This window comes from Janibacter anophelis NBRC 107843, assembly GCF_001570945.1.
Lineage (GTDB): Bacteria > Actinomycetota > Actinomycetes > Actinomycetales > Dermatophilaceae > Janibacter > Janibacter anophelis.
The window spans coordinates 1-24,804 of the sequence record NZ_BCSQ01000038.1 but is presented as its reverse complement, the minus strand read 5'-3'; the positions used below and the strand labels follow the sequence as shown (position 1 = coordinate 24,804).

General features: G+C 72.1%; 23 protein-coding genes and 1 pseudogene. 15 read left to right on the top strand and 9 right to left on the bottom strand.

The window, feature by feature from the left end:
- Positions 1 to 51: 51 nt before the first annotated feature.
- Genes JAN01S_RS10965 through JAN01S_RS10915 form a run of 11 tightly spaced genes read left to right on the top strand, consistent with a single transcriptional unit; the run spans position 52 to position 11,788 of the window.
- Positions 52 to 846 carry a helix-turn-helix transcriptional regulator gene (locus JAN01S_RS10965; RefSeq protein ID WP_084360178.1) on the top strand — a complete coding sequence of 265 codons (795 nt, stop codon included), beginning with the start codon at positions 52 to 54 and terminating at the stop codon, positions 844 to 846.
- A complete protein-coding gene (locus tag JAN01S_RS10960; RefSeq protein WP_068317999.1) occupies positions 843 to 4,562 on the top strand; it encodes a nitrate reductase subunit alpha in 3,720 nt (1,239 codons plus the stop codon). The genes JAN01S_RS10965 and JAN01S_RS10960 overlap by 4 nt, the downstream gene beginning before the upstream one ends.
- 1 nt (position 4,563) lies before the next feature.
- Complete coding sequence (narH, locus tag JAN01S_RS10955) at positions 4,564 to 6,231, top strand: nitrate reductase subunit beta (protein WP_068317996.1); 1,668 nt, start codon at positions 4,564 to 4,566, stop codon at positions 6,229 to 6,231.
- Positions 6,228 to 6,977, top strand: coding sequence for a nitrate reductase molybdenum cofactor assembly chaperone (gene narJ, locus JAN01S_RS10950; RefSeq protein WP_068317993.1), 750 nt, complete (start codon positions 6,228 to 6,230; stop codon positions 6,975 to 6,977). The genes narH and narJ overlap by 4 nt, the downstream gene beginning before the upstream one ends.
- The gene (narI, locus tag JAN01S_RS10945) at positions 6,974 to 7,726 is read left to right on the top strand and encodes a respiratory nitrate reductase subunit gamma (RefSeq protein WP_068317990.1); all 753 of its coding nucleotides are present in this window, start codon (positions 6,974 to 6,976) and stop codon (positions 7,724 to 7,726) included. The genes narJ and narI overlap by 4 nt, the downstream gene beginning before the upstream one ends.
- A gap of 19 nt (positions 7,727 to 7,745) precedes the next feature.
- Positions 7,746 to 8,915, top strand: a complete 1,170-nt coding sequence (locus tag JAN01S_RS10940) for a ThiF family adenylyltransferase (protein WP_068317987.1) — start codon at positions 7,746 to 7,748, stop codon at positions 8,913 to 8,915.
- Positions 8,912 to 10,138, top strand: coding sequence for a molybdopterin molybdotransferase MoeA (locus JAN01S_RS10935; protein ID WP_068317984.1), 1,227 nt, complete (start codon positions 8,912 to 8,914; stop codon positions 10,136 to 10,138). The genes JAN01S_RS10940 and JAN01S_RS10935 overlap by 4 nt, the downstream gene beginning before the upstream one ends.
- Positions 10,139 to 10,639 (top strand): cyclic pyranopterin monophosphate synthase MoaC, encoded by a 501-nt coding sequence (gene moaC / locus JAN01S_RS10930; protein WP_068317982.1) that lies wholly within the window; start codon positions 10,139 to 10,141, stop codon positions 10,637 to 10,639.
- A complete protein-coding gene (mobA, locus tag JAN01S_RS10925; protein WP_068317979.1) occupies positions 10,636 to 11,277 on the top strand; it encodes a molybdenum cofactor guanylyltransferase in 642 nt (213 codons plus the stop codon). The genes moaC and mobA overlap by 4 nt, the downstream gene beginning before the upstream one ends.
- The gene (locus tag JAN01S_RS10920) at positions 11,274 to 11,552 is read left to right on the top strand and encodes a DUF6457 domain-containing protein (protein ID WP_068317976.1); all 279 of its coding nucleotides are present in this window, start codon (positions 11,274 to 11,276) and stop codon (positions 11,550 to 11,552) included. Before mobA ends, JAN01S_RS10920 begins: the two co-directional genes overlap by 4 nt.
- Positions 11,549 to 11,788, top strand: coding sequence for a MoaD/ThiS family protein (locus tag JAN01S_RS10915; protein ID WP_068317972.1), 240 nt, complete (start codon positions 11,549 to 11,551; stop codon positions 11,786 to 11,788). Before JAN01S_RS10920 ends, JAN01S_RS10915 begins: the two co-directional genes overlap by 4 nt.
- On the opposite strand, the gene moaA is transcribed toward JAN01S_RS10915, so the two are convergent.
- The 4 genes from moaA to JAN01S_RS10895 form a co-directional block, all read right to left on the bottom strand.
- Positions 11,789 to 12,787: a GTP 3',8-cyclase MoaA gene (gene moaA, locus JAN01S_RS10910; protein ID WP_068317970.1), complete on the bottom strand. Its 999-nt coding sequence runs from the start codon at positions 12,785 to 12,787 to the stop codon at positions 11,789 to 11,791. It abuts the gene before it with no gap.
- Positions 12,787 to 13,221, bottom strand: coding sequence for a molybdenum cofactor biosynthesis protein MoaE (locus JAN01S_RS10905; RefSeq protein ID WP_068317967.1), 435 nt, complete (start codon positions 13,219 to 13,221; stop codon positions 12,787 to 12,789). The genes moaA and JAN01S_RS10905 overlap by 1 nt, the downstream gene beginning before the upstream one ends.
- Positions 13,218 to 13,712, bottom strand: a complete 495-nt coding sequence (locus JAN01S_RS10900; protein ID WP_068317964.1) for a MogA/MoaB family molybdenum cofactor biosynthesis protein — start codon at positions 13,710 to 13,712, stop codon at positions 13,218 to 13,220. The genes JAN01S_RS10905 and JAN01S_RS10900 overlap by 4 nt, the downstream gene beginning before the upstream one ends.
- A 111-nt stretch (positions 13,713 to 13,823) precedes the next feature.
- A complete protein-coding gene (locus tag JAN01S_RS10895; protein ID WP_068318034.1) occupies positions 13,824 to 14,978 on the bottom strand; it encodes an acyl-CoA dehydrogenase family protein in 1,155 nt (384 codons plus the stop codon).
- 110 nt (positions 14,979 to 15,088) lie between these two features.
- On the opposite strand from JAN01S_RS10895, the gene JAN01S_RS10890 reads away from it, so the two are divergent.
- Both JAN01S_RS10890 and JAN01S_RS10885 read left to right on the top strand, forming a co-directional pair.
- Complete coding sequence (locus JAN01S_RS10890; protein ID WP_068318031.1) at positions 15,089 to 15,700, top strand: TetR/AcrR family transcriptional regulator; 612 nt, start codon at positions 15,089 to 15,091, stop codon at positions 15,698 to 15,700.
- A 1-nt stretch (position 15,701) separates the two neighbouring features.
- Positions 15,702 to 17,090, top strand: coding sequence for a DUF1731 domain-containing protein (locus JAN01S_RS10885; protein ID WP_084360177.1), 1,389 nt, complete (start codon positions 15,702 to 15,704; stop codon positions 17,088 to 17,090).
- Between the two features lies 1 nt (position 17,091).
- Here JAN01S_RS10885 and JAN01S_RS10880 read toward each other — a convergent pair whose 3' ends face one another.
- Positions 17,092 to 17,697 (bottom strand): pentapeptide repeat-containing protein, encoded by a 606-nt coding sequence (locus JAN01S_RS10880; protein WP_068317961.1) that lies wholly within the window; start codon positions 17,695 to 17,697, stop codon positions 17,092 to 17,094.
- Positions 17,698 to 17,733: 36 nt separating this feature from the next.
- Between JAN01S_RS10880 and thpR the strand changes: the two genes are divergently transcribed.
- On the top strand, positions 17,734 to 18,300 hold the full coding sequence (thpR, locus tag JAN01S_RS10875) for an RNA 2',3'-cyclic phosphodiesterase (protein WP_068317959.1): 567 nt from the start codon (positions 17,734 to 17,736) through the stop codon (positions 18,298 to 18,300).
- Between the two features lie 86 nt (positions 18,301 to 18,386).
- Positions 18,387 to 19,562 carry a macrolide family glycosyltransferase gene (locus JAN01S_RS10870; protein ID WP_068317956.1) on the top strand — a complete coding sequence of 392 codons (1,176 nt, stop codon included), beginning with the start codon at positions 18,387 to 18,389 and terminating at the stop codon, positions 19,560 to 19,562.
- A 14-nt stretch (positions 19,563 to 19,576) separates the two neighbouring features.
- Here JAN01S_RS10870 and ettA read toward each other — a convergent pair whose 3' ends face one another.
- The 4 genes and pseudogenes from ettA to JAN01S_RS10850 all read right to left on the bottom strand — a co-directional run.
- Positions 19,577 to 21,259, bottom strand: coding sequence for an energy-dependent translational throttle protein EttA (gene ettA, locus JAN01S_RS10865; RefSeq protein ID WP_068317951.1), 1,683 nt, complete (start codon positions 21,257 to 21,259; stop codon positions 19,577 to 19,579).
- A gap of 46 nt (positions 21,260 to 21,305) precedes the next feature.
- Positions 21,306 to 21,890, bottom strand: a complete 585-nt coding sequence (locus JAN01S_RS10860) for a single-stranded DNA-binding protein (RefSeq protein WP_068317948.1) — start codon at positions 21,888 to 21,890, stop codon at positions 21,306 to 21,308.
- 164 nt (positions 21,891 to 22,054) lie between these two features.
- Positions 22,055 to 23,713, bottom strand: a complete 1,659-nt coding sequence (locus JAN01S_RS10855; protein WP_068317946.1) for a GTPase — start codon at positions 23,711 to 23,713, stop codon at positions 22,055 to 22,057.
- A pseudogene (locus JAN01S_RS10850) lies at positions 23,710 to 24,804 on the bottom strand (ABC transporter); the annotation flags it as partial. The pseudogene JAN01S_RS10850 and the gene JAN01S_RS10855, both read right to left, overlap by 4 nt.

Below are 24,804 nucleotides of genomic sequence, written 5' to 3'. Positions count from 1 at the left end.
GAGACGCGCAGCCCCTCGTGCCAATCCTTTTTATGTGGCAGACTCCGGACCGTGGCGAGCACACCGGGAGCATCCGGGGCCGGTGCCCCGGAGGGACGTGAGCGGGATGACGCAGGCGCGGGCCTGCTGCGCTCGGCCGTGCGCCGCGACCTCGTCGACACCCTGGCCAACCTCCCGTCGACGCAGCGCGACGGCCTGACGGCCCAGGAGCTCAGTGGTCGAGTCGGCCTGCACGTGACCACCGTCCGCTTCCACCTCGAGCAGCTGGTCGACGCCGGCCTGCTCGCCTCCCACTCCGTGCGCTCCCCCGGTGCCGGGCGCCCGAGCAAGAAGTACCTCGTCGCCCCGGGCAGCCTGGACGCGCCGCCGCGGGAGGAGTCCCTGACCCGCCTGGCCGAGCTGCTCGCGCAGTCCTTCACCGCCCGCACACCCGACGGTGACGCACTCACCCCCGAGCAGGCCGGGGCCGCGTGGGCGCACGCGCACGCCGCCGACCTCATCGGGCAGGTCGCCACCACCGACCCGGCCACCACCGCAGGCGCCTGGCTGAGCAAGGTCGGCGCCATGGTCGACGTCCTGCGCAGCTGGGGCTACACGCCCGCCGTGCGCACCCAGGACGACGGACGCACCGCCGACGTCGACATCGTGCGTTGCCCCTTCCTCGACCTGGCCCGCGACCGACCCGAGGTCGTCTGCGGCGTCCACCGCGGCCTGATGCGCGGCACCCTCGAGGTCCTCGGCGAGCACGACGCCGAGCTCTCGCTCACCCCCTTCGTCGAAGCCACCCGCTGCACCGCCCACGTCACGACCCGGACCCCCTTCGCCCCTGCAGGAGGCACCTCATGACCCCTTCGTCCACCGGTGGACCCACCGAGCTGCCCCGATCGGCGGGACTGGACGGGCCGCTGTCCGAGGCCCTCGTCGGCACCCGGCGCTTCTTCACCAAGGCGGGGATCTCCCCGGACAAGCGCGCGATGTACATCGAGGGCGGGCGCGGCGGTGACGCCTTCTACCGCGACCGCTGGAGCCACGACAAGGTGGTCCGCTCCACCCACGGCGTCAACTGCACCGGGTCCTGCTCGTGGAAGATCTACGTCAAGGACGGGATCATCACCTGGGAGGCGCAGCAGACCGACTACCCGAGCACGGGTGCCGACCGACCCGAGTACGAGCCGCGCGGCTGCCCGCGCGGGGCGGCCTTCTCCTGGTACACCTACTCCCCCACGCGCGTGCGTTACCCCTACGTGCGCGGGACGCTGCTGCAGATGTTCCGCGCGGCCAGGGAGCGCTACGGCGACCCGGTCGTCGCCTGGGGCTCGATCGTCCAGGACCCGGAGCTGACCCGCGAGTACAAGAGCGCCCGCGGCAAGGGCGGACTCGTGCGCGCCACGTGGGACGAGGTCGTCGACATGGTCTCGGCCGCCTACGTCTACACGATCAAGCGCTGGGGCCCCGACCGCATCGCCGGCTTCTCGCCCATCCCCGCGATGTCGCAGGTCAGCTACGCCTCCGGCGCCCGCTTCAACGAGCTCATCGGCGCGCCGATGCTCTCCTTCTACGACTGGTACGCGGACCTGCCCAATGCGTCGCCGCAGATGTTCGGCGACCAGACCGACGTGCCCGAGTCGGGCGACTGGTGGGACGCCGGGTACCTCATCATGTGGGGCTCCAACGTCCCGCTCACCCGTACTCCCGACGCGCACTGGATGACCGAGGCGCGCTACCGCGGGCAAAAGGTCGTGGCCGTCGCCCCCGACTACGCGGAGAACGTCAAGTTCGCCGACGAGTGGGTCGCCTCCGCGCCCGGCACCGACGGCGCCCTCGCGATGGCGATGGGGCACGTGCTGCTCAAGGAGTACTTCGTCGACCGCGAGGTCGAGTTCTTCACCGGCTACAACCGGCAGTACACCGACCTGCCGCACCTCGTCACGCTCGAGCCCACGAGCGAAGGGGGCTGGGCGCCCTCGAAGTTCCTCGTCGCCGGCGACTTCGAGGGCCCCGAGCAGCACTCGGAGAACGCGATGTGGAAGCCGGCGGTCGTCGACGACGTCACCGGTGAGGTCGTCATCCCGCAGGGCTCGATCGGCCACCGCTTCGGCGACGAGGGCGTCGGTCGGTGGAACCTCGAGCTCGGCGACGTGCGGCCCCGGCTGAGCATGTACGGCGAGGGCGAGTCGGTCGAGGTCGAGCTGCCTCGCTTCGACAACCTCGAGGGCGAGATGTCGACCGAGCGCCGCGGCGTCCCGGTGCGACGCGTCGGCGAGCACCTCGTCACGACCGTCCTGGACCTGATGCTCGCCCACTACGGGGTGGCCCGGCACGGCCTGCCGGGCCAGTGGCCGACCGGGTACGAGGACCCGAGTGTCCCCGCGACGCCCGCGTGGGGCGCGGAGATCACCGGCGTGCCCGTGGAGCAGATCGTGCGGCTGGCCCGGGAGTGGGCCGACAACGCCATCGACACCGGTGGCCGCGGCATGATCCTCATGGGAGCCGGCACCAACCACTGGTACCACTCCGACCAGATCTACCGGGCGATGCTCGTCCTGACGACGATCACGGGGTGCCAGGGCCGCAACGGCGGCGGGTGGGCGCACTATGTCGGGCAGGAAAAGGTGCGGCCGCTCATGGGCTTCCAGCACATGGCCTTCGCCCTGGACTGGGTGCGCCCGCCGCGGCACATGAACCAGACCGCGTACTGGTACGTCAACACCAGCCAGTACCGCTACGACACCTTCGACGCGGACACGGTCAACGGCAGCACGGGCGCCTTCGCCGGGCGCTCGACGATGGACCTGCTCGCGCAGTCGGTGCGGCTGGGCTGGACCCCGAGCTACCCGCAGTTCGACCGCAGCTCGCTCGTCGTCGCCGACGAGGCGAAGGCGGCCGGTGTGCCTGTCGGCGAGTACGTCGCGCGCTCGCTCACCGACGGCAGCCTGCGCTTCGCCATCGAGGACCCGGAGGCCGAGGACAACCACCCGCGCATCCTGTCGCTGTGGCGGGCCAACCTCTTCGGCAGCTCGGCCAAGGGCAACGAGTACTTCCTCAAGCACCTGCTCGGCACGGACAACGCCGTCCGCGCCACGGAGGCCGACGAGTCACAGCGACCGCAGGACGTCGTGTGGGCCGACCGGGCGCCCGAGGGCAAGCTCGACCTGCTCGTCACCCTCGACTTCCGCATGACGAGCTCGACGCTGCTCTCGGACGTCGTCCTGCCCGCGGCGACGTGGTACGAGAAGCACGACCTCAACACGACCGACATGCACCCCTTCATCCACTCCTTCAACCCGGCGATCGCGCCGCCGTGGCAGTCCAAGAACGACTGGGACACGTGGAAGCTCATCGCCAAGCGCTTCTCGGAGCTGGCCGTGGACCACCTCGGCACCCGCACCGACGTCGTCGCCAAGCCGCTCTGGCACGACACGCCCGAGGCGCTGGCCACGGTGCACGGCCGGGTCCTGGACTGGGCGAAGGGAGAGTGCGAGGCGGTCCCCGGCCGCACCCTGCCCGTGCTCGCGGAGGTGACCCGGGACTACACCGCGATCCACGACAAGATGACCTCGATCGGTCCGCTGCTCGAGGGCACCGGCATGGTGACCAAGGGCGTGCCCTACGACCCCTCCCGTGAGATCGACCTGCTGCGCGCGCGCAACGGCGAGGTCCGCTCGGGGGCCGGAGCGGGTCGCCCCCGCCTCGAGACCGACATCCACGTCGCCGAGGCGATCATGCACCTGTCGGGCACGACCAACGGCCACCTCGCGACCCAGGGCTTCAAGGCGCTGGAGAAGCGCACCGGCACCCAGCTGCACGACTTCTCCGCCGAGCACGAGGGCAAGCTCATCACCTTCGCCGACACCCAGGCTGCGCCGGTGCCGGTCATCACCTCGCCCGAGTGGTCGGGCAGCGAGGCCGGCGGTCGGCGCTATGCCCCCTTCACGATCAACATCGAGCGGCACAAGCCCTTCCACACCCTCACCGGCCGGCAGCAGTTCTACGTCGACCACGACTGGATGCTCGCCATGGGCGAGGGCCTGCCGACCTACCGGCCACCGCTCAACATGACCCGGCTCTTCGGGGAGAGTCCCATCGGCGAGCAGACCGAGCTCGGCGTGAGCGTGCGGTACCTGACCCCGCACAACAAGTGGTCGATCCACTCCGAGTACCAGGACAACCTCTTCATGCTCAGCCTCAGCCGTGGCGGGCAGACGGTGTGGATGTCCGACGTCGACGCGGCGAAGATCGGCGTGCGTGACAACGACTGGATCGAGGCGGTCAACCGCAACGGCGTCGTCGCGGCGCGGGCCGTGGTGAGCCACCGGATGCCCGAGGGCACGGTGTACATGCACCACGCGCAGGACCGCCTCATCGACGTGCCCCTGACCGAGACCGACCAGCGGCGCGGCGGCATCCACAACAGCCTGACCCGCATCCTCCTCAAGCCGAGCCACATCATCGGCGGCTACGCCCAGCTGTCCTACTTCTTCAACTACATCGGACCCACCGGCAACAACCGGGACGAGGTCACGATGATCCGCCGCCGGACCAACCAGGACGTGGAGTACTGACATGCGTGTGATGGCTCAGATGGCGATGGTCATGAACCTCGACAAGTGCATCGGGTGCCACACCTGCTCGGTGACCTGCAAGCAGGCATGGACCAACCGCTCCGGCACCGAGTACGTGTGGTTCAACAACGTCGAGACCCGGCCGGGCCTCGGCTACCCGCGCGGCTACGAGGACCAGGAGGAGTGGAAGGGGGGATGGGTCCGCTCCCCGAACGGTCGCCTCAAGCTCAAGGCCGGTGGGCGGATCAGCAAGCTGCTCAACATCTTCTCCAACCCCAAGATGCCGAGCATCCACGACTACTACGAGCCGTGGACCTACGACTACGAGACGCTGCTCAACGCCCCCGCGCAGAAGACCTTCCCCGTCGCCCGGCCGCACTCGCTCATCTCGGGAAAGCCGATGAACGTCTCGTGGTCGGCCAACTGGGACGACGACCTCGGCGGCAGCCTCGAGCACGCGGTGAAGGACCCGATGCTCAAGGGCATCGAGGACAAGGTGAAGTTCGAGTTCGACCAGACCTTCATGTTCTACCTGCCGCGCATCTGCGAGCACTGCCTCAACCCCAGCTGCGCCGCCTCGTGCCCCTCCGGCGCGATCTACAAGCGCGAGGAGGACGGCATCGTCCTCGTCGACCAGGACCAGTGCCGCGGCTGGCGCATGTGCGTCACCGGCTGCCCGTACAAGAAGGTCTACTTCAACCACAAGACCGGCAAGGCCGAGAAGTGCACCTTCTGCTACCCGCGCGTCGAGGTCGGCATCCCGACCGTCTGCGCCGAGACCTGCGTGGGCCGGCTGCGTTACATCGGGATCATGCTCTACGACGCCGACCGGGTGCTCGACGCCGCGTCGGTCGAGGACGACCACGAGCTGTACGAGGCCCAGCGCTCGGTCTTTGTCGACCCCTTCGACCCGCAGGTGCAGCAGGCGGCCGAGCAGGCCGGCATCCCCGGTGACTGGGTCGAGGCGGCCAAGGCCTCGCCCGTGCGGCGGCTCATCATGGACTACAAGGTCGCGCTGCCGCTCCACCCGGAGTACCGGACGATGCCCATGGTCTGGTACATCCCGCCGCTGTCCCCGGTCGTCGACGTCATCAAGGACACCGGCTACGACGGTGAGGACAAGGACAACCTCTTCGCCGCGATCGACACCCTGCGCATCCCCGTGGAGTACCTCGCCAACCTCTTCACCGCCGGCGACGTCCGGCCGGTCGACGAGGTGCTGCGCAAGCTCGCGGCGATGCGCAGCTACATGCGCGACATCAACCTCGGCCGCGACCCGCGGGCCGAGATCCCGGAGGCGGTCGGCATGGAGGAGGAGGCGATGTACGACATGTACCGCCTGCTCGCCCTGGCCAAGTACGAGGAGCGCTACGTCATCCCCACGGCGCACGGCGAGCAGGCCCACGGCCTCGAGGAGCTCGCGACCGACTGCGCCGTCTCCGGGTACGACGACGAGATCGACCTGTCCGGGCCCTTCGGTGAGGGCTCCGGGCGCGGTGCCCTCACGCCCGTGGCGATCGAGAACTTCCAGATGCTCCAGGAGCGCCAGACCTCCGACCGGCTCGTCGGTGGCGGCAGCAAGAGCGGCCGGGTCAACCTGCTCAACTGGGACGGCAAGGGCACACCCGAGGGTCTCTTCCCGGACCAGGCCGGGAGTGACCGCTCATGATGCCGTGGCGGCGCCACCGGCGCACCCGACCCGCCGTCGAGGGGGCGGCCCTCGCCGACGCGTGGCAGCTGGTCTCCCTGCTCCTGGACTACCCCGACGAGCGGCTCCTCGGCCTCGCCCCGGTCCTGCGCTCGAGCGCGCAGGGGCTGCCCGCCGCCGTCCGCGAGCCGATCGGCGCCTTCCTCGACCACCTCGAGGCGCACGACCTGGCCGCGCTCCAGGAGGAGTACGTCGACACCTTCGACGTCACCCGCAGGTGCGCCCTGCACCTGACCTACTTCCTGCACGGTGACACCCGCAAGCGGGGCGTCGCCCTCGTGCAGTTCACCCAGGCCTACCGGGCCGCGGGCGCGAGCCTCGACGACGTCGGCGGGGAGCTGCCAGACCACCTGTGCGTGCTCCTCGAGTTCGGCGCCACCTGCGACCTCGACACGGCGTGGAAGCTGCTCAACGACCACCGCGTCGGCATCGAGCTGCTGTACACCGCCCTCACGGGCAAGCGGTCGCCGTGGCTGCCGGTCGTGCAGGCCCTGCGCGCCACCCTCCCGCAGCTGCAGGGCGACGACGAGGAGGCCCTGGCGCGCCTCATCGCCCAGGGTCCGCCGCAGGAGGACGTCGGCATCGACAGCGCCCCCTATGCCCAGGACCCGGCGCTCGACGAGCACCTGGGCGCCCCCCTTCGTCCCGGCCCCGCCCCCACCACGGCCGACCTCGGCTCGACCATCCCCGTAGGAGCCCCAAGATGAGCACCTTCCTCTGGGTCATCGTCCCGTACCTGACCCTCGCGACCTTCGTCGTCGGGCACGTCTGGCGCTACCGCTACGACAAGTTCGGCTGGACGACCCGCTCCTCCCAGCTCTACGAGGACCGGCTGCTGCGGATCGGCAGCCCGCTCTTCCACTTCGGCATGCTCGGTGTCGTCGCCGGGCACGTCATCGGCCTGGTGATCCCCCAGGTGTGGACCGACGCCTTCGGCCTGAGCCGGCACGCGTACCACGTCATCGCGCTGGCCGGCGGCATCCCCGCCGGCATCGCGACCCTCGTCGGGCTCGCGATCCTCGTCTACCGGCGGCGCACGACCGGACCGGTCTTCTCCGCGACGACGACCAACGACAAGGTGATGTACGCACTGCTCGCCGCCGTCATCGTCCTCGGCATGTGGAACACCGTCGCCGGCTCGCTCCTGCAGTTCGGCGGCGAGTACAACTACCGCGACGGGGTCTCGCCGTGGTGGCGCGGGGTCTTCACCTTCAGCCCCGACCCCGACCTCATGGCGCAGGCACCGACCGGTTTCAAGCTGCACGCGCTCGTGGCCATGGCGCTGTTCGCGATGTGGCCCTTCACCCGGCTCGTCCACGTCTTCAGCGCGCCGGTCGGCTACCTGACCCGGCCGTACCTCGTCTACCGGTCGCGGGACGCGCGCCGTGGATACGGCACGGGCACCCAGGCCCCGCGCCGGGGCTGGGACAAGCCCGACCTGCCGAGCCGCAGGTGAGCCGACTACCGTCGACCACATGACCCTCCCGCCGCTGCTCGCCACCGGGCCGGCGCTCACCGGCGACCAGGTGAGCCGCTACTCGCGCCACCTGCTCATGCCCACCATCGGCGAAGGGGGTCAGCGCCGCCTCCTCGCCGCCCGCATCGCGGTCATCGGTGCCGGTGGCCTCGGCTCACCCTCGCTCCTCTACCTCGCCGCGGCCGGGGTCGGGCAGCTGACGGTCATCGACGACGACGTCGTCGACGGCACCAACCTGCAACGACAGGTCATCCACTCCGCCGACGACATCGGTCGGCCCAAGGTCGACAGCGCCGTCGAGCGCGTGCGGGCCCTCAACCCCGACGTGACGATCACCGGGGTCGCTGAGCGCGTCACCGCCGACAACGCCGCACGGCTGCTCACCGACCATGACCTCGTGCTCGACGGCAGCGACAACTTCGAGACCCGCTACGCGGTCGCCGACGCGTGCGACGAGCTCGGCATCCCGCTCGTGTGGGCCGCCGTGTACCGCACGGAGGCGCACCTGACCGTCTTCTGGACCGCGGCCCCGCAGGGGTGGCCGGCGCCCGGGCTGCGCGACCTCTTCCCCGAGCCGCCGGCCCCCGGGTCGGTCCCGGCCTGCGGGGACGCCGGGGTCGTCGGGCCGCTCGTCGGGCAGATCGGCTCGATGATGGCGACCGAGGCGATCAAGCTCGTCACGGGTGTCGGGGCGCCGCTGCTCGGTCGGTTGCTCTTCATCGACGTGCTGGGCGCGACCCAGCGCGAGATCCCGCTCGTGGCGCGCGGGCCGCGGCGGGAGCGTGGCGCCTCAGCGGCCGGCCCGGGTACCGGCTCCGTGTCCGTCGCCGAGCCACCCGCCACTGCGCTCATCTCCCCCGCCGACCTGGCCGCGCGCCTCGCCGCCCCGGACGCCCCCTTCGTCGTCGACGTGCGAGAGGCGCACGAGCTGGCCGACGGGATCGTCCCGGGAGCCGTGCATCTGCCGGTCGCCACCCTCACCGGCGGCCCGGGAGCGGACGCCGGGATCCCCACCGACCGCGACATCGTCCTCGTCTGCCGCGCCGGGCCACGGGCCCACCTGGCGGCCACGGCGCTGCGGACCCGGGGGTTCGACCACCTCCTCGTGCTCGAGGGCGGCATGCTCGCCTGGCCCGACCCCGTCCCGCACGAGGCGGTGACCCGATGAGCGCCCCGGCCCCGCGAGTGCTGCTCACGGTCGAGGAGTACCTCGACGAGCTGCTCACCGAGCTCGTCGGCGACACCGTGCTCGGCACCGAGGTCGTGCCGCTCGCCGAGGCGCTCGGGCGGGTGCTCGCCCAGCCTGTGCACGCGGCCGGCGACGTCCCCGCCTTCGCCAACTCGGCCATGGACGGCTACGCGGTGCGCCACGACGACCTGCACACCCTGCCCGCGTCGCTGGCGGTCGTGGGGGCGGTGCCCGCCGGCTCCGGTGATGACCCGGCGATCCGGCCCGGTGAGTGCGTGCGCATCATGACCGGCGCGCCCCTGCCGACGGACGCCGACACCGTCGTGCCGGTCGAGATGACCGACGCCGGCACCGAGACCGTGACGATCCTCGAGGAGCGCGCCCGCGGGCAGCACGTGCGCGACGCCGGCGAGGACGTGCGGGCGGGTGACGTCGTCGCCGACGCCGGCGTGACGATCACGGGCCGGGTCCTCGGATCGCTCGCCGCCGCGGGCACCGCGACTGTCACCGTCCGGCGGCGACCCGTGGTCGGCATCGCCGCCACCGGCGACGAGCTCATCGCCCCTGGTGGGGAGCTGCAGCGCGGGCAGATCTTCGAGTCCAACGGCACCCACCTGGCCGCCACGCTCACGGAGCTCGGGGCGCAGGTGCGCGGTCCGGCGGTCCTGGCGGACGACACCGATGCCTTCACCGCGGGGCTCGACGAGCTCGCCGGCGGCGCCGACCTCGTCCTGCTGACGGGAGGGGTGAGCGTCGGCGACTTCGACGTCTCGCGGATCGTGCTCGAGCAGTCGGGCGGTGTCTTCCGCCACGTGCGGATGCAGCCGGGCAAGCCGCAGGGCCGGGCCCGTTGGCGCGGCGTGCCCGTCCTCGCCCTGCCCGGCAACCCGGTGAGCACGGCGATCTCCTTCGAGGTCTTCGGCCGTCCGCTCGTCGATGCCCTGCTCGGTCGGTCCACGACCGAAGGACCCACGCGCGCCGTCGCCGGCGCCGGGTGGCGCTCGCCCTCCGGTCGCCGTCAGTACGTGCCCGTCCGGTTGGGCAGCGACGAGACCGGTCGGCTCGTCGCGACCCCCACCCACCGCCGCGGGTCCGCCTCGCACATGGTCACCTCGCTCGCCGGCGCACAGGCGCTGGCGGTCGTCGCCGAGCAGACCGAGGGCGTCGAGCCCGGCGACCTCGTCCAGATCAGGAGCCTCTAGATGGACCATCCCCTGACCCACCTCGACGCCAGCGGCCACGCCCGCATGGTCGACGTCACCGACAAGACGCCGACCGTGCGCTCGGCCACCGCGGCCGGTCGTGTCGTCACCTCCGCCGAGACCGTCGCGCTGCTGCGGGACGGCGCCGTGCCGAAGGGGGACGTGCTCGCCGTCGCGCGCATCGCCGGGATCCAGGCGGCGAAGAAGACCCCCGAGCTGCTCCCCCTCGCCCACGTCATCGGCGTCCACGGGGCCGTGCTCGACCTCGAGATCACCGACGAGGGCGTCGAGATCACCGCGACCGTGCGCACCGCCGACCGGACCGGCGTCGAGATGGAGGCCCTGACGAGCGTCTCGGTGGCGGCGCTGGCCGTCATCGACATGGTCAAGGGCCGCGACCGCAGCGCCCACGTCACCGACATCCGCCTGCTGGAGAAGACGGGCGGTCGCAGCGGCACGTGGACCCGGGAGGAGACCGGCACGGTGGAGGTGGCCGAGTGAGCGAGCCGACCCCCTTCGACGCCGTCGTGCTCGCCGGTGGCGCTGCCGAGCGCCTCGGTGGTGCGAGCAAGCCCGATGTCGAGCTCGACGGCCGGCGGCTGCTCGACCGCGTGCTCGTCTCCGTCTCCGACGCCCGCGAGATCGCCGTCGTCGGCGACGTCGCCGTGCCCGCCGGCGTGCACCGCACGCTCGAGGACCCACCCCTCGGTGGCCCGGTCGCCGGTGTCGCTGCGGGACTGGACGCCCTCGTCGAGGCCGGTGTGGGCACCGACGACGGCCCCGCCGAGTGGACCGTGCTGCTCGCCTGCGACCTGGCCGACCCCCTGCCGGCCCTCGGCCGACTGCTCGCTGCGTGGTCCTTCGCGCACCGCAGCGACGACGTCGACACCGACGAGCACGACGGCTGGTGCCTGGCCGACGCGACGGGCCACCCGCAGTGGCTCCTCGGCATCCACCGCACCGCGTCGCTGCGGCGGGCGCTGGACCGGCTCGGCTCGCCCCGGGACCGCTCCATGCGCAGCCTGCTCGAGGCGTCGGTGCTCGTCACCGTGCCCGCGAGCGACGACGACGTCGCCGACATCGACACCTGGACCGACCACGCGCGCTGGGTCGAGCGGCTGCAGGAGGGCTCGTCATGACCGACCTCGAGGCGACCCGGGCGCTGTGGGCCGACTGGATCGAGGAGGCCAGTGCCGCGGTCGGCATCGACCCGGAGTGCGTCGACGTCGTGACGATCCACGCGATGACCAAGCAGATCGCCCACGGGTTCGAGCGGCCGATGGCCCCCGTCGGCGCGTACATCCTCGGGGTCGCCGTCGGCCACCTGCAGGAGCAGGGACGACCGGTCGACATCGACTCCCTCAGGCGGGCCATCGAGGCCACGACCACCGACCGGCAGCAGGAGCAGTCATGACGACGATCAGGTACTTCGCGGGAGCCGCCGAGGCGGCCGGCACCGACGAGGAGGAGCTGGCCGGCGCGACGGTCGGCGAGGTGCTCGCGGCCGCCCGCAGCGCGCACGGCACCCGGCTCGCCGACGTGCTCGAGCGGTGCTCGGTGCTGCACGCCGGGCGCTACGTCGACGACGAGTCCACCCCGGTCACGGCCGGCGCGACGATCGACGTGCTGCCCCCCTTCGCCGGGGGCTGATCAGCCGCCGATCGCGCTCATCGGGCGCGGGGGCTGGAGGAACCCGGGCTCGTTGATGCCGTGCCCGGGACGCTTGAGCGCCAGGCACTCGTGGACGAGCTCGTGGATCTGCTCGCGGGTGGCCCCGGACCGCAGCGGTCCGCGCAGGTCGGTCTCACCGCGGGCGAAGAGGCAGTTGCGCAGCTGGCCGTCGGCCGTGAGGCGCAGCCGGTCGCAGGACCCGCAGAAGGGCATCGTCACCGAGGCGATGACGCCGACCGTGGCCGGGCCGCCGTCGACCGCGAACCGCTCGGCAGGAGCCGCGCCGCGACCGGGCAGCTCGGTGAGGTCGAACTCCGCGCGCAGGCTCGCGAGGATCTCCGCGCCGGTGATCATCTCGGTGCGCTCCCAGGTGTGCTGGGCGTCCAGCGGCATCTGCTCGATGAACCGCAGCTCGTAGCCGTGCTCGATCGCCCACCGGAGCAGGTCGACCGCCTCGTCGTCGTTGATCCCCCGCTGCAGCACGGAGTTGACCTTGACCGGGCGCAGACCGGCCTCGTGCGCGGCCGCCATGCCCGCGACGACCTCGTCGAAGCGGTCACGCCGGGTGATCTCGTGGAAACGCTCCGGCCGCAGGGTGTCGAGGCTGACGTTGACCCGGGCCAACCCGGCCTCGGCGAGCGCCGGGGCCACCTTGGTCAGGCCCAGCCCGTTGGTCGTCATCGAGACCTCGGGCGTGCCCTCGGGGCCCTCCATGGCCGCGATGGCGGCGACGATCTCGACGACGTCGGGCCGCACGAGCGGCTCGCCACCGGTCAGGCGCACCTCGCTGATGCCCGCGGTCACCGCGGCCTCGACGAGGGTGAGCAGCTCGGGGGTGCTCAGCAACTCGTCCTTGGGCAGCCACGGCAGGCCCTCGGCGGGCATGCAGTAGGTGCACCGCAGGTTGCACTTGTCGGTCAGGGAGACCCGCAGGTCGCGGTGGAGGCGACCGTGGGTGTCGAGCAGCGGCTTGGTCATCAGCAGCTCAACCCCGACCACGCGTGGGAGCCGTCGGCCTCGAACTGCTGCTTCCACACCGGCAGCGTGAACTTGATCGCCTCGACGACCGCGCGGCACAGCGTGAAGGCCAGGTCGCGGTGCGCGCTGCCCACGACGACGACGAGCGCGAGGTCGCCGACGTCGAGGTCACCGATGCGGTGGGTCGCGGCGACGGTGGCCGCACCCTCCGGGTCGTGCTCGGCACAGGTGGCGGCGACGATCTGCTCGATGAAGGCCTGCGCGTCCGGGTGGCAGGTGTAGCGCAGCGCGACGACCTCACCCGAGGCCTCCGGGTCGTGGTCGCGCACCTGGCCGACGAAGCTCGCGACCGCGCCGTGCGTCGGCCCGCTGACGCTGGTGAGCATCGCCGGCAGGTCGATCGGCTCGGTGGCGATCCAGGCGGAGCGGGTCATCGGTGGTCACCCCCGGCCACCTGGTCGAGGACGTGGTCGACGAGCGGCAGGAGCACCTCGAGTCCCTCGACGACACCGGACGGGCTGCCCGGGAGGTTGACGACGAGGGCCCCGGGGTGGTCGGGACCGGCGTCGACGACACCCACGAGACCGCGCGAGATGGCGGCGAAGGGGGTGTGCTGCGCCCCCTTCGCCCGGAGCAGCTCGGCGAGACCGGGCACCTCACGGTCCAGCACGGGGGCGGTGCCCTCGGGGGTGCGGTCGCGAGGCGTCACACCGGTGCCGCCGGTGGTGACGACGAGCCGGTGGCCGGCGGCGAGGGAGGCACGCAGGACCGCCTCGACCTCGTCGGCGCCATCGGGGACGACGCTGGAGGTGACCTCGTGGCCGGCGGCGGTGAGGCGCTCGACGGCAGCCTGCCCGGACAAGTCCTCGCGGACTCCGCGGCTGACCCGGTCGGAAACCGTGATGACGTGGGCTGAGACGCTCATCGGCCTCCCTTCACTGGCTGGTCCTCCAGTGTCTCAAATCACTGCGCGAACGCGAGCGCCGGCCACCCGTGTCTCACGGGATGGCCGGCTCGCGCAGGAGTCAGGCGCGGGTCACAGACCCAGGTCGCGCCCGATGAGCTCCTTCATGATCTCGTTGGTGCCCGCCCAGATCTTGTTGATCCGGGCATCGCGCCAGGCGCGGGCCACTCGGTACTCGTTCATGTAGCCGTAGCCACCGTGCAGCTGCACGCACTCGTCGAGGACCTTGCTCTGGGTCTCGGCGGCCCACCACTTCGCCTTGGCAGCATCGACGGCGGAGAGCTTGCCCTCGGCGTGCGCGGCGACGCAGTCGTCGACGTAGGCCTGGGCGACCTCGAGGCTCGTGACGAGCTCGGCGATCTTGAACTTGTTGTGCTGGAAGGAGCCGATCGGCTGACCGAAGGCCTTGCGCTCCTTGGTGTACTCGATCGTCTCCTCGAGGATCTGCTGGGCGTGCGCGACGCAGCCCACGGCATTGCCGAGGCGCTCCTGCGGGAGCTTCTGCATCATGGAGATGAAGCCCATGCCCTCGGGGCCGAGCAGGCGGTCGGCGGGGACACGCACGTTGTCGAAGAAGAGCTCGGAGGTGTCGGACTCGGGCTGGCCGACCTTGTCGAGTGGCTGGCCCTTGGTGAAGCCCTCGTCCTCCTTCTCGAGGACGAAGAGGGAGATGCCCTTGGCGCCCTTGGAGGGGTCGGTCCGGATGGCGACGACCGCGAGGTCGCACTGGTGACCGTTGGTGATGAAGGTCTTGGAGCCGTTGATGATCCAGTCGCCGGAGCCGTCGTCGGCCTTGACCGCCGTGGACTTCAGGGCGGCGAGGTCGGAGCCACCGTTGGGCTCGGTCATGCCGATGGAGAGGATCTTCTCCCCGGTGGCGACCTGCGGCAGCCAGCGCTGCTTCTGCTCCTCGGTGCCCAGGGCGACGATGTACGGAGCGGTGATGTCGGCGTGGATGCCGAAGCACGAGGACACCGCGACGTTGAACTTGGCGAGCTCCTCGGCCAGGACCGCGTTGAAGCGGTAGTCGTCGATGCCGGCGCCGCCGAACTCCTCGGGGATCGTCAGGCCGAAGAAGCCCTGCTTGCCGGCCTCGAGCCAGACCTCACGCGGGATGGTGTGCTCGGCGATCATCGAGTCGGCGCGCGGCACGAGCGTGCGCTCGACGAACTCGCGCACGGAGGCCCGGAAGGACTCGTGGTCCTCGTCGTAGATGTTGCGGGGCATGTCCACACCTCTCTGGCACCGCGGTGCCGGCAGGTCGACCGGGCCGCTGGCCCGGAAAGGATTGACTAAGCGCTTGCTTAGTCTCGCCCGAAGGGGGCATGCTGTCAACCGTGAGCACGCCGACACCCGCCCTGCCGGAGCACGACAACCCCACCGTCGTGAGGCTCTTCGAGGCGGCCGCGGACGCCTTCGCCGACAAGGGCTTCCACGCGACGACGACCCGCGACATCGCCTCCCGCGCCGGCCTGTCCCCCGCCGGGGTCTACGTGCACTTCGCGAGCAAGGAGGACCTGCTCTTCCAGCTCAGCCGGGTCGGCCACGAGGCGGCGCGTGACGCCCTGGCCGCCGCCGCGGCCCAGGCGGCATCGCCGACCGCAGCCCTGCAGGAGGTCATCTCCGCCTTCGCCACGTGGCACGCCGAGCAGCACCAGGTGGCGCGCATCGTCCAGTACGAGTTCCGCCACCTCTCCCCCGACCACCAGCGCGAGGTGCTCACCCTGCGCCGCGAGATCGACGGCGTCGTCGAGCGGATCATCACCGACGGCGTGCGGACCGGCGAGTTCGCGGTCGACGACGTGCGGGCCACCGCTCTGGCGGCGCTGTCTCTCGTCGTCGACGTCGCCCGCTGGTACCACCCGGGCATCAAGCGCACCACCCCCCAATCCATCGCCGACACCTACGCGGCACTCGCCCTGCGACTCGTCGGGGCCCGAGAGGACTGACATGAGCTGGACCCGCACCGCCTCCGCCCACCTGCCCGTCACGGCTGAAGAGGCCTGGCGGGTCCTGTCCGACCTCACCCGGTGGCCGCAGTGGGAGCCGGCGATCGCCTCCGTGCGTCTCGATGCACCCCTGGCGAAGGGGGTGACCGGCAGCTACTCCCCGTCCTCACGGTGGGTGCGTGCGGTGCATGACCGCGCGGCTCCTCCCCTTCGCGTCAGCGGTCTCGAGGAGGGCCGGCACCTCGAGCTCACCCAGCCCAGCCCAGGCGGCGCCATGCGGGTCAGGTGGCGGCTGACCCCGCTCGGGACGGGCACCCGGCTGACGCAGACGCTCGAGGTCAGCGGTCCGCTGACGCCGGCCGTCGCCATGAGCATGGCGGGTGTGCTCGACCGTGGCTTCACCGATGCGTCAGTGCGCCTGGCGCGACTCGCCGGCGCCACCCCCGACCCGGCGCTACCGCGCGTCGTCATCGCCGGCGGGTCCGGCGCGCTCGGCCGACTGCTCGCAGCGCGGCTCTTCGGCCTCGGGCACGACGTGCGGATCATCACCCGACGACGCGACGACTCGCTGCCCTTCGACCAGGTCGTCTGGGACGGACGCCGCGTCGGGGACTGGGCGCAGGTGCTGCGCTCCGAGCACGCGGCCGGGGTCGCCCTGGTCAACCTCGCGGGCAAGCTCGTCGACGTGCGCCCGACCGAGACCAACATCGACGAGCTGCGCCGGTCGAGGGTCGACTCCACCCGGGCGCTCGTCGCGGCCAGCCGTGGGCTCGACCGTCCGCTCGTGGCCTGGCTACAGGCCTCGACGACGGCGATCTGGTCCGATGCCGGCGAGCAGCGGGTCACCGAGACGAGCCCGCTGCCCGACCCCGGTCTGCCGCAGATGACCGGCGTCGCCCGGCCGTGGGAGGAGGCGACCGCTGGGGCCAACACCGACCATCTCGTGCTGCTGCGCACCTCGATCGTCCTCGACCGGCACGCGCCCGCGCTCCAGATCCTGGCGCGCCTGACGCGCGCCGGGCTCGGCGGGCGGGTCGGCAGCGGCCGGCAGTGGTTCAGCTGGGTGCACCACGAGGACTGGCAACGGATCGCGCTCGCGGCCCTGGGCCTGGACCCGCAGGTGCGCGTCCCCGAGGGCGTCCTCGTCGCCGCAGCGCCGCACCCGGTGCGCAACACCGAGCTCATGGCCGCGCTGCGCCGGCGATTGCGACGGCCGACCGCCGCGCCGCCGACCCCGGCCCCCATGCTGCACATCGGTGCCGTCGCGCTGCGCAGCGACCCGGCGCTCGCGCTCACCGGGCGGCACTGCACCTCGGCCGTGCTCGACGACGCCGGGTTCGAGTTCGTCCACCCCGACCTCGACGCGGCGCTGGACGAGATCTACGGCTGAGTCACTCGACGTCGATGCCGAAGGGGGCGAGCAGCCCGAGCGCGCCGACGTGGTCGACCCGCAGGCCGCTCACGCGTGCCTCGCGCACGTCGATGACGTAGTCGCGCGCCCCACGCAGGTCGGCCTCTCGCAGGTCGGCCCGCACGAAGCGGGCACCGGCAAGGCTGCTGTCGTCGATCACCGCGCCCCGCAGGGTGGCGTCCTCGAAGTCGGCGTCGGTCAGGACGCACCGCTCGAAGCGCGCCGCACCGAGGTCCAGCCCGGCGAAGCTGCCCATCGACAGCTGGCAGTCGACAAAGGTGCACGGGTCGGGCGAGAGCATCGGCTCGCGCAGCATCGCCCACGACGTCGCCAGCGCCTTGCAGCCGGTGAACGTGCAGCCGTCGAGGATGCTGTCCGGCCAGGCGACCCGCGAGAGGTCGACCCGCTCGAAGGTGCAGCCCTCGAACCGGACCCCGGCCAGGGTGGCCCCCGCCCACGACGTGTCGCGGATCGTGCAGCCGACGAGCTCGAGGTCGGCGAGCCGCTCCCCGTCGTCGAGGCCGCCGGTGATCACCTCGTCGACGATGCTCGTACGGCCGATGACGTGCTCGAGGAGGGTGCCCATGCCGGCACGCTACCGAGGGGGCACGACAATGGCTCGATGCGTGTCTTTGCCGCGCTCGTCCCGTCCGACGAGGCACTCACCGAGCTCGAGACCTTCGTCGAGCCCCGCCGAGAGGTCGAGTCGGTGCTGCGCTGGACGCCCTCGCACCTGTGGCACGTGACCCTCGCCTTCATCGCCGAGGTGCCCGGGAGGGCGGTCGACGACCTCGTCGACGCGGTCGCCGAGGTCGCTGCCGGGTCGACACCGATCCCGCTGCGGCTCAAGGGCGCCGGCGCGTTCCCGGACATTGCCACGGCACGCGTCGTGTGGACGGGTCTGGACTCCGATGCCCCGCACGGGCTGGCCGACCTCGAGCGCCTCGCCCTGCGCACCCGCACGGCCTGCGGCCGCCTGGGCCTCTCCCCCGCCGGCGGCACCTACCGACCGCACCTGACCCTGGCGCGCAGCCGACACCCCTTCGACGCGACGCACTGGCTGCGGGCCATGGACACGCACGCGGGCCCCTCGTGGGACGCCGACACGATCACGGTCTTCGTCTCGCGCGGCCACCGCGGTGGCCGGCCGTCCTACGAGGCCGAGGCGATCTGCCCGCTGGGCACCTGACACGGGGCACACGGACGCGGTGCACACGGATGCCGCCGTCGGCAATTCGGTGGCGCCCCGACGACCCGCTGGGTCACCATCGCGGCATGGCCCACATCGCGATGTTCGGCGTCGACGCCGTCAGCCACACCCTCCCCAGCCTCGAGATCCTGCGCGAGCTCGTCGCCCGCGGGCACCGGGTGAGCGTCATCAACGACAGCCGTCAGCGCGAGCTCGTCGAGGGGACCGGCGCCGAGCTCGTGGCGTGCGCCTCGACCCTGCCCCGGGGCGAGTGGCCGCAGGACCCGATCGCCGCGATGCGCCTCTTCCTCGAGGACGCGGTGCAGGGCCTGGCGCAGGTGCGCTCGCGCTTCGACGCCGAGCCGGCCGACCTCTACCTCGCCGACATCGGCGGCTACGGCGGCCGGGTACTCGCCGAGGCCCACGGCCGCCCCTTCGTCCAGCTCTCCCCCACGTACGTTGCGTGGGAGGGCTACGCCGAGGAGGTCGGCGCACAGGTCATGGCCCTGCCGGGCGCCGACGCCTACCGCGCGGACTTCGCCGCGTGGCTCGAGCGCGAGGGGGCGGTCACGACCGACCCGGATGCCTTCGCCGGTGTCCCTCCCCGGGCCCTGGCCCTCGTACCCCGGGCGATGCAGCCGAACGCCGACCGCGTCGACGAGGAGCGCATCACCTTCGTCGGGCCGTGCATCGGTGAGCGTTCGGACCAGGGCACCTGGCAGCGACCTCCGGGCGCCGAGGTCGTCGTCCTCGTCTCGCTCGGGTCGAGCTACACGGACCAGCCGGAGTTCTACCAGCAGTGCGTCGCGGCGTTCTCGGGCCGGCCGGGGTGGCACCTCGTGCTGCAGGTCGGCCGCCGCATCGACCTCGAGGCCCTCGGTGAGGTCCCGGACGGCGTCGAGGTGCACCGGTGGGTGCCGCAGGTGGCGATCCTGCGCGAGGCCGACCTCTTCGTCACCCACGCCGGCATGGGCGGCTGCGCCGAGGGACTGCTCACGGCGACCCCGATGATCGCCGTGCCGCAGGACGTGGACCAGTTCACCAATGCCGACACCCTCGTCGGGCTCGGCGTGGCCCGGCGGCTGGACACCGTCGACGCCACCTCCGCGGCCCTGCGCGCCGCCGGCGACGAGCTGCTCGGTGACCGCGAGGTCGCCGCTCGGCTCGCCGAGCTGGCACACGCCGCCCGGGCCGAAGGGGGGACCTCCCGGGCCGCGGACCTCGTCGAGGCCGAACTGCCGGGCAGGACCGCGGGGGCCTGAGCCCCCGCGGCTCCTCAGTCGCGGGTCAGGCGGCGGTGCGTCACCCGGTGCGGGCGCGCAGCCTCCTCGCCGAGACGCTCGATCTTGTTGGCCTCGTAGCCCTCGAAGTTGCCCTCGAACCAGTACCAGCTCGCCGGGTCCTCCTCGGTGCCCTCGTAGGCGAGGATGTGGGTCGCGACGCGGTCGAGGAACCACCGGTCGTGGGAGATGACCACGGCACACCCGGGGAACTCAAGCAGCGCGTTCTCCAGGGACCCGAGGGTCTCGACGTCGAGGTCATTGGTCGGCTCGTCGAGGAGCAGCACGTTGCCGCCCTGCTTGAGGGTGAGCGCCAGGTTGAGACGGTTGCGCTCACCGCCGGAGAGCACGCCCGCCTTCTTCTGCTGGTCGGGCCCCTTGAAGCCGAACTGGCTGACGTAGGCGCGCGAGGGGATCTCGACCTGACCGACCTGGATGTGGTCGAGCCCATCGGAGACGACCTCCCAGACGTTCTTCTCCGGGTCGATGCCGGCGCGGCTCTGGTCGACGTAGGACAGCTTGACCGTGTCGCCGATGTCGACCGTGCCTGCGTCCGGCTCCTCGATGCCGACGATGGTCTTGAAGAGCGTGGTCTTGCCGACGCCGTTGGGGCCGATGATGCCGACGATGCCGTTGCGCGGGAGGGAGAACGAGAGGTCCTCGATGAGCACCCGGTCGTCGAAGCCCTTCTTCAGGTCCCGGACCTCGATCACCTTGCTGCCCAGGCGCGGGCCCGGCGGGATCTGGATCTCCTCGAAGTCGAGCTTGCGCGTCCGGTCGGCCTCGGCGGCCATCTCCTCGTACCGCTCGAGGCGCGCCTTGTTCTTCGTCTGGCGGGCCTTGGGGTTGGAGCGGACCCACTCGAGCTCGTTCTTCAGGCGCTTGGCGAGCTTCGCGTCCTTCTTGCCCTGGATCTGCAGGCGCTCCTGCTTCTTTTCCAGGTAGGTCGAGTAGTTGCCCTCGTAGGGGTAGAGCCGGCCGCGGTCGACCTCGGCGATCCACTGCGCGACGTTGTCCATGAAGTACCGGTCGTGCGTCACGGCGACGACGGCGCCCGGGTAGGACGCGAGGTGCTGCTCGAGCCACAGGACGGACTCGGCGTCCAGGTGGTTGGTGGGCTCGTCGAGCAGCAGCAGGTCCGGCTTCTGCAGGAGCAGCTTGCACAGCGCGACCCGGCGACGCTCACCACCGGAGAGGCGGGTGACGTCGGCGTCCGGCGGCGGGCAGCGCAGCGCGTCCATCGCCTGCTCGAGCTGGGAGTCCAGGTCCCACGCGTCCGCGTGGTCGATGTCCTCCTGGAGCTGGCCCATCTCCTCCATCAGCGCGTCGAAGTCCGCGTCGGGCTCGGTCATGAGCTCGGAGATCTCGTTGTACCGGTCGAGCTTGGCCTTGATCTCGCCGGCGCCCTCCTCGACATTGCCCAGGACGGTCTTGTCCTCGTTGAGCGGAGGCTCCTGCAGGAGGATGCCCACGGTCGCGCCCGGCTTGAGGCTCGCCTCGCCGTTGCTCGGCTGGTCGAGCCCGGCCATGATCTTCAGGATGGTCGACTTGCCGGCCCCGTTGGGCCCGACCATCCCGATCTTGGCGCCGGGGAAGAAGGACATCGAGACGTCATCGAGGATGACCTTCTCGTTGTGCGCCTTGCGGGCACGGACCATGGTGTAGATGTAGTCGGCCATGGGGGCAGGCTATCCACTCCCGCCCCCACGCCCGAATCCACCACCGTCAGACCGGCTGCGGTACCTCGTCCGCGGCGCCCTCGTGCTCGTCGAGGACCTCCCCCGTCGTGACGTCGACGCGCCCCGACGACGTCTGCTGCGACGACTCGGCCCCCGACTCGCTGCCCGGGTGGGGCGTCCCCCACGTCTGCTCCTCGGACTCCGCGATCCGGGTCGTCATCCGGTCATAGCCCGGCTGGCTCGCCGCGAGCGCCTCCGGGTCCACCCCGCCGCGCGACGCCTTGCTGTACTCCGTCGTCCCGTAGGTCAGGTCGTGCCCGACGCTCAGCGCCTCGATGTCCGCGGACGACCCCCAGGAGTTGTCGGAGCGCTGCCAGTCGTTGATCGTCAGCCGGCCGTGGACGACCACGGGGTCGCCCTTGCCGAGCGACTCGTGGGAGTTGGCCCCGAGCGCCCGGTAGGTCGCGACGTTGTAGAAGCTCGTGGGCCCGTCGACCCACACGCCCTCGCGGGTGCGTCGACGCACGGTGCTCGCAATCCGGAAGGTCGTGAACTGCACGCCGCCTCGCGTGGTGCGGTGCTCGGGGTCGGCGACGACCCGGCCGCCGACGGTCACTTCGGTCTCGTTCATGGGTGCACTCCCTGCTCTCCCCGCCCTCCCGCGTCTCGGGTGGGCTCGTGGCTCCACCCTCGGGGTCGGAGGCCGGCGAAGGCAGTGGTGCGCGCAGGGTGTGGAGAGCGTCCGGGGACGCGAGGTGGCTGTGGACGGAGAGGTGGTCGTGGATCGAGCGCCGCTCAGCCCAACGCGCGCCGGATCCCCTCGCGGGTGCGGGCGTGGTCGGCGAGCACCTGCTCGACGGGCTCGATGACCCGCTCGTCGGCGACCTCGCCGATGGCCCGGCGCAACCGCTTGTCGACCGTCGCGGCCCGCGTGCGCGCGCCGATGCCGGCGAGCCACCGCCCGATGGCGGCCAGCAGCAGTCCGCAGACGATCCCCCCGACGAGCAGGAGGAAGGGCGTGGCGAAGGGCCCGACGTCGGCGGTCGGGATGTCGGGCAGCTGCAGCCACCCGGCGAGCGCGATGACGACGAGCCAGATCAGCCCGGCGACGGCGGCGACCGCCAGCAGGACCTGCAGCAGACCGAAGATCGCCCACCAGACCGGCTTGCGGCCACGCAGCGACGTGCGCATCACCGCCATGTCGAGCTCGTCGGCGAGATCGCGGTCGGCGGGACGGGCCGCGTCGGCGACGGCGTCGGCCCACCGGACGGGCAGCCCCTCCCCCGCGGACGTCCCGATCCGCCGGGAGGCGAGGTCGACGGCCGCCCGCGCTGCCGGCGCCGGCGGCGGGATGGACGAGCGCCCGAGGACGGCGCGCACGTCGTGCTCGGTGATGTCGGGGGCACCGTCGACCTCCCGGTCGAGGCGCAGTCGCTTGAGGGGTGCGGGGCGCAAGGCTCGCACCCACCGGGTGAAGGGCCATCCGGTCCGTGCCCACGACTCCATGCGGAAGTCGCGGGCGACCGCCTCGACCACGGTGGGCACACCGGCGCTGCGGGCGAGCGCGTCGACGAGCTCGGCGCGAGCCCGGTCGGGCACGCCGTGCTCGCCGTCGGCGACGGAGGACCCCAGTCCCTCGGCGGCGGTGCGCAGGTCCGCACCGAGCCGGTGGCGGGCGGCGTCGGAGTGCTCGACGGCGCCGCGCAGGCGGGCCCGCAGCTCGTCGAGGCCGTCGCCGGTCCGGGTCGAGGTGCCGAGGACCTCGTGGTCGGCCAGTCCGTCGCGCTGCAGCAGCCGCTCGAGGTCGGCGACGACCTGGTCTCGGCCGTCGGAGGAGAGCCGGTCGACCTGGTTGAGCACGACGATGGTCACGGCGCCGTACTCGCGCAGCACCGCGACGTAGTCGTCGTGGAGGACGGCGTCGGCGTACTTCTGCGGGTCGGTCACCCAGACGAAGACGTCGACGAGCTCGAGGACCCGGGTCGCCTCCTCGCGGTGGGCCGACTCCCGGGAGTCGAAGTCCGGCAGGTCGACGAGGACGAGACCGCTCAACGGGTCGCCGTCGGAGCCCTCGACCTGGTGCCGCGTCCCGACGGAGAGCCAGTCGAGCAGCTCCCCGGCCGGCTCGGACCCCCACACGGCGGCCGTGGGGGTCGACGTCATCGGTCGGCGCATGCCGGTCTGCGCGACGTCGGCACCGACGAGCGCGTTGAAGAGCGAGGACTTGCCCGACCCGGTCGCCCCGGCGAGGGCGACGACGGTGTGGCCACCGACGAGCCCGGTGCGTTCGCGCACCTTGTCGGCGACCTCACCTGCCCGTGCAGCCGGCTGCCGCTCGAGACGGTCGCCACCGATCTCCAGGGCCTGGGACAGCGCCTCGGCCCGGGCGCCCAGCTCCTCGACGGACAGCGCCGAGGACCCACCACCGCGACGAAGGGGGTTGCGCGGGCTCATCGCTGCGCCTCCCCGACGGCGGCGGCGGCCTGCTGCAGTCGCCTCACCTGAGCCTCGCTCACCGCGAGATCGCCGACGACCTCGGTGTAGCGCTCCCGCTCGGCGGCGTAGAGCTCCTCGACGCGCTCGAGGAGGAGCGAGCGGGCCTTCTTGGCCATCTCGCGCACGGCCTGGTCGCCGAAGATCGCCTCGAGGACCTTCTGCGCCACCGCGGTCGTGCCACCGGCGATGGCCACCTCGGGCGCGACGAGGACACCGCCGGTGTGGGCGAAGGAGACGAGCATGAGGAAGAGGCCGATGCCGTTGACGCCGTAGGCGGCGATGCGCGCATTGGTACGGCGGTTGCCCCCTTCGGCCCGGACGATGTCGAGCACGTCGCCCTGCCAGTCGCGCACGAGGCGCTCGACCGCCGGCTCGAGGCCCGGTGAGGACCGTCCGAGCTCGGGGTGCCCGTCGAGGACGACCGGGCCGGCCTCCGTGCCGCGCCAGGCGCGCACGACGGTGGCGGCGGCGGTGTCGGCCTCGGCGATGAGCAGCGCGCTGACGCCGGTGTGGAGGGCCTGGTCGAGCTCGGCGGACGGCGGCGGACCGCCGGCCATCCGTGAGGTGACGCGGTCGCGCAGGCGGGAGACACCCTGCTCCACCTTGCGGAAGAACTCGCCGGTGCCGACGAACTCCTGCCACCGCGCGAGCACCTCGCCGCGCAGGAGCTGGCCGTCCTTCATGCCCTCGGTCACGCCCTCCTCGGCCGTGTCGTAGGCGTCGTAGGCGGCCTGGGCCAGGCTGCTCGTCTGCTCCCGGTGCGCCTGGGCCGCGGCGATCAGGCCCTGCGCGCGCCCGTCGAGTGAGCGCAGCGCGCCCTGGAGCGTCTGCCGGATGACCATGGTGCGGGCGCGCTGGTCACCGGCGAGCGCGGTGAGCCAGCCGCGCAGCCGCTCGATGTCGGCCTCGGGGATCAGCCCGTCGGCGTCGAGCTCGGTCTCGGGGACGGTGAAGACGGGCGCGGTCTCGAGACCCTGCTCGCGCAGCATCTCGATCAGGTGGGTGCGTACCTCTGCCATGGCCGGCCGATCGACGCGGTCCAGGACGAT

Excerpts from the sequence above, each read along its gene's own strand:
- JAN01S_RS10960 (WP_068317999.1), top strand. The coding sequence starts at position 843 with ATGACCCCTTCGTCCACCGGTGGACCCACCGAGCTGCCCCGATCGGCG.
- narH (WP_068317996.1), top strand. The coding sequence starts at position 4,564 with ATGCGTGTGATGGCTCAGATGGCGATGGTCATGAACCTCGACAAGTGC.
- narJ (WP_068317993.1), top strand. The coding sequence starts at position 6,228 with ATGATGCCGTGGCGGCGCCACCGGCGCACCCGACCCGCCGTCGAGGGG.
- narI (WP_068317990.1), top strand. The coding sequence starts at position 6,974 with ATGAGCACCTTCCTCTGGGTCATCGTCCCGTACCTGACCCTCGCGACC.
- JAN01S_RS10940 (WP_068317987.1), top strand. The coding sequence starts at position 7,746 with ATGACCCTCCCGCCGCTGCTCGCCACCGGGCCGGCGCTCACCGGCGAC.
- JAN01S_RS10935 (WP_068317984.1), top strand. The coding sequence starts at position 8,912 with ATGAGCGCCCCGGCCCCGCGAGTGCTGCTCACGGTCGAGGAGTACCTC.
- moaC (WP_068317982.1), top strand. The coding sequence starts at position 10,139 with ATGGACCATCCCCTGACCCACCTCGACGCCAGCGGCCACGCCCGCATG.
- JAN01S_RS10920 (WP_068317976.1), top strand. The coding sequence starts at position 11,274 with ATGACCGACCTCGAGGCGACCCGGGCGCTGTGGGCCGACTGGATCGAG.
- JAN01S_RS10915 (WP_068317972.1), top strand. The coding sequence starts at position 11,549 with ATGACGACGATCAGGTACTTCGCGGGAGCCGCCGAGGCGGCCGGCACC.
- moaA (WP_068317970.1), bottom strand. The coding sequence starts at position 12,787 with ATGACCAAGCCGCTGCTCGACACCCACGGTCGCCTCCACCGCGACCTG.
- JAN01S_RS10905 (WP_068317967.1), bottom strand. The coding sequence starts at position 13,221 with ATGACCCGCTCCGCCTGGATCGCCACCGAGCCGATCGACCTGCCGGCG.
- JAN01S_RS10900 (WP_068317964.1), bottom strand. The coding sequence starts at position 13,712 with ATGAGCGTCTCAGCCCACGTCATCACGGTTTCCGACCGGGTCAGCCGC.
- JAN01S_RS10895 (WP_068318034.1), bottom strand. The coding sequence starts at position 14,978 with ATGCCCCGCAACATCTACGACGAGGACCACGAGTCCTTCCGGGCCTCC.
- JAN01S_RS10885 (WP_084360177.1), top strand. The coding sequence starts at position 15,702 with ATGAGCTGGACCCGCACCGCCTCCGCCCACCTGCCCGTCACGGCTGAA.
- JAN01S_RS10880 (WP_068317961.1), bottom strand. The coding sequence starts at position 17,697 with ATGGGCACCCTCCTCGAGCACGTCATCGGCCGTACGAGCATCGTCGAC.
- thpR (WP_068317959.1), top strand. The coding sequence starts at position 17,734 with ATGCGTGTCTTTGCCGCGCTCGTCCCGTCCGACGAGGCACTCACCGAG.
- JAN01S_RS10870 (WP_068317956.1), top strand. The coding sequence starts at position 18,387 with ATGGCCCACATCGCGATGTTCGGCGTCGACGCCGTCAGCCACACCCTC.
- ettA (WP_068317951.1), bottom strand. The coding sequence starts at position 21,259 with ATGGCCGACTACATCTACACCATGGTCCGTGCCCGCAAGGCGCACAAC.
- JAN01S_RS10860 (WP_068317948.1), bottom strand. The coding sequence starts at position 21,890 with ATGAACGAGACCGAAGTGACCGTCGGCGGCCGGGTCGTCGCCGACCCC.
- JAN01S_RS10855 (WP_068317946.1), bottom strand. The coding sequence starts at position 23,713 with ATGAGCCCGCGCAACCCCCTTCGTCGCGGTGGTGGGTCCTCGGCGCTG.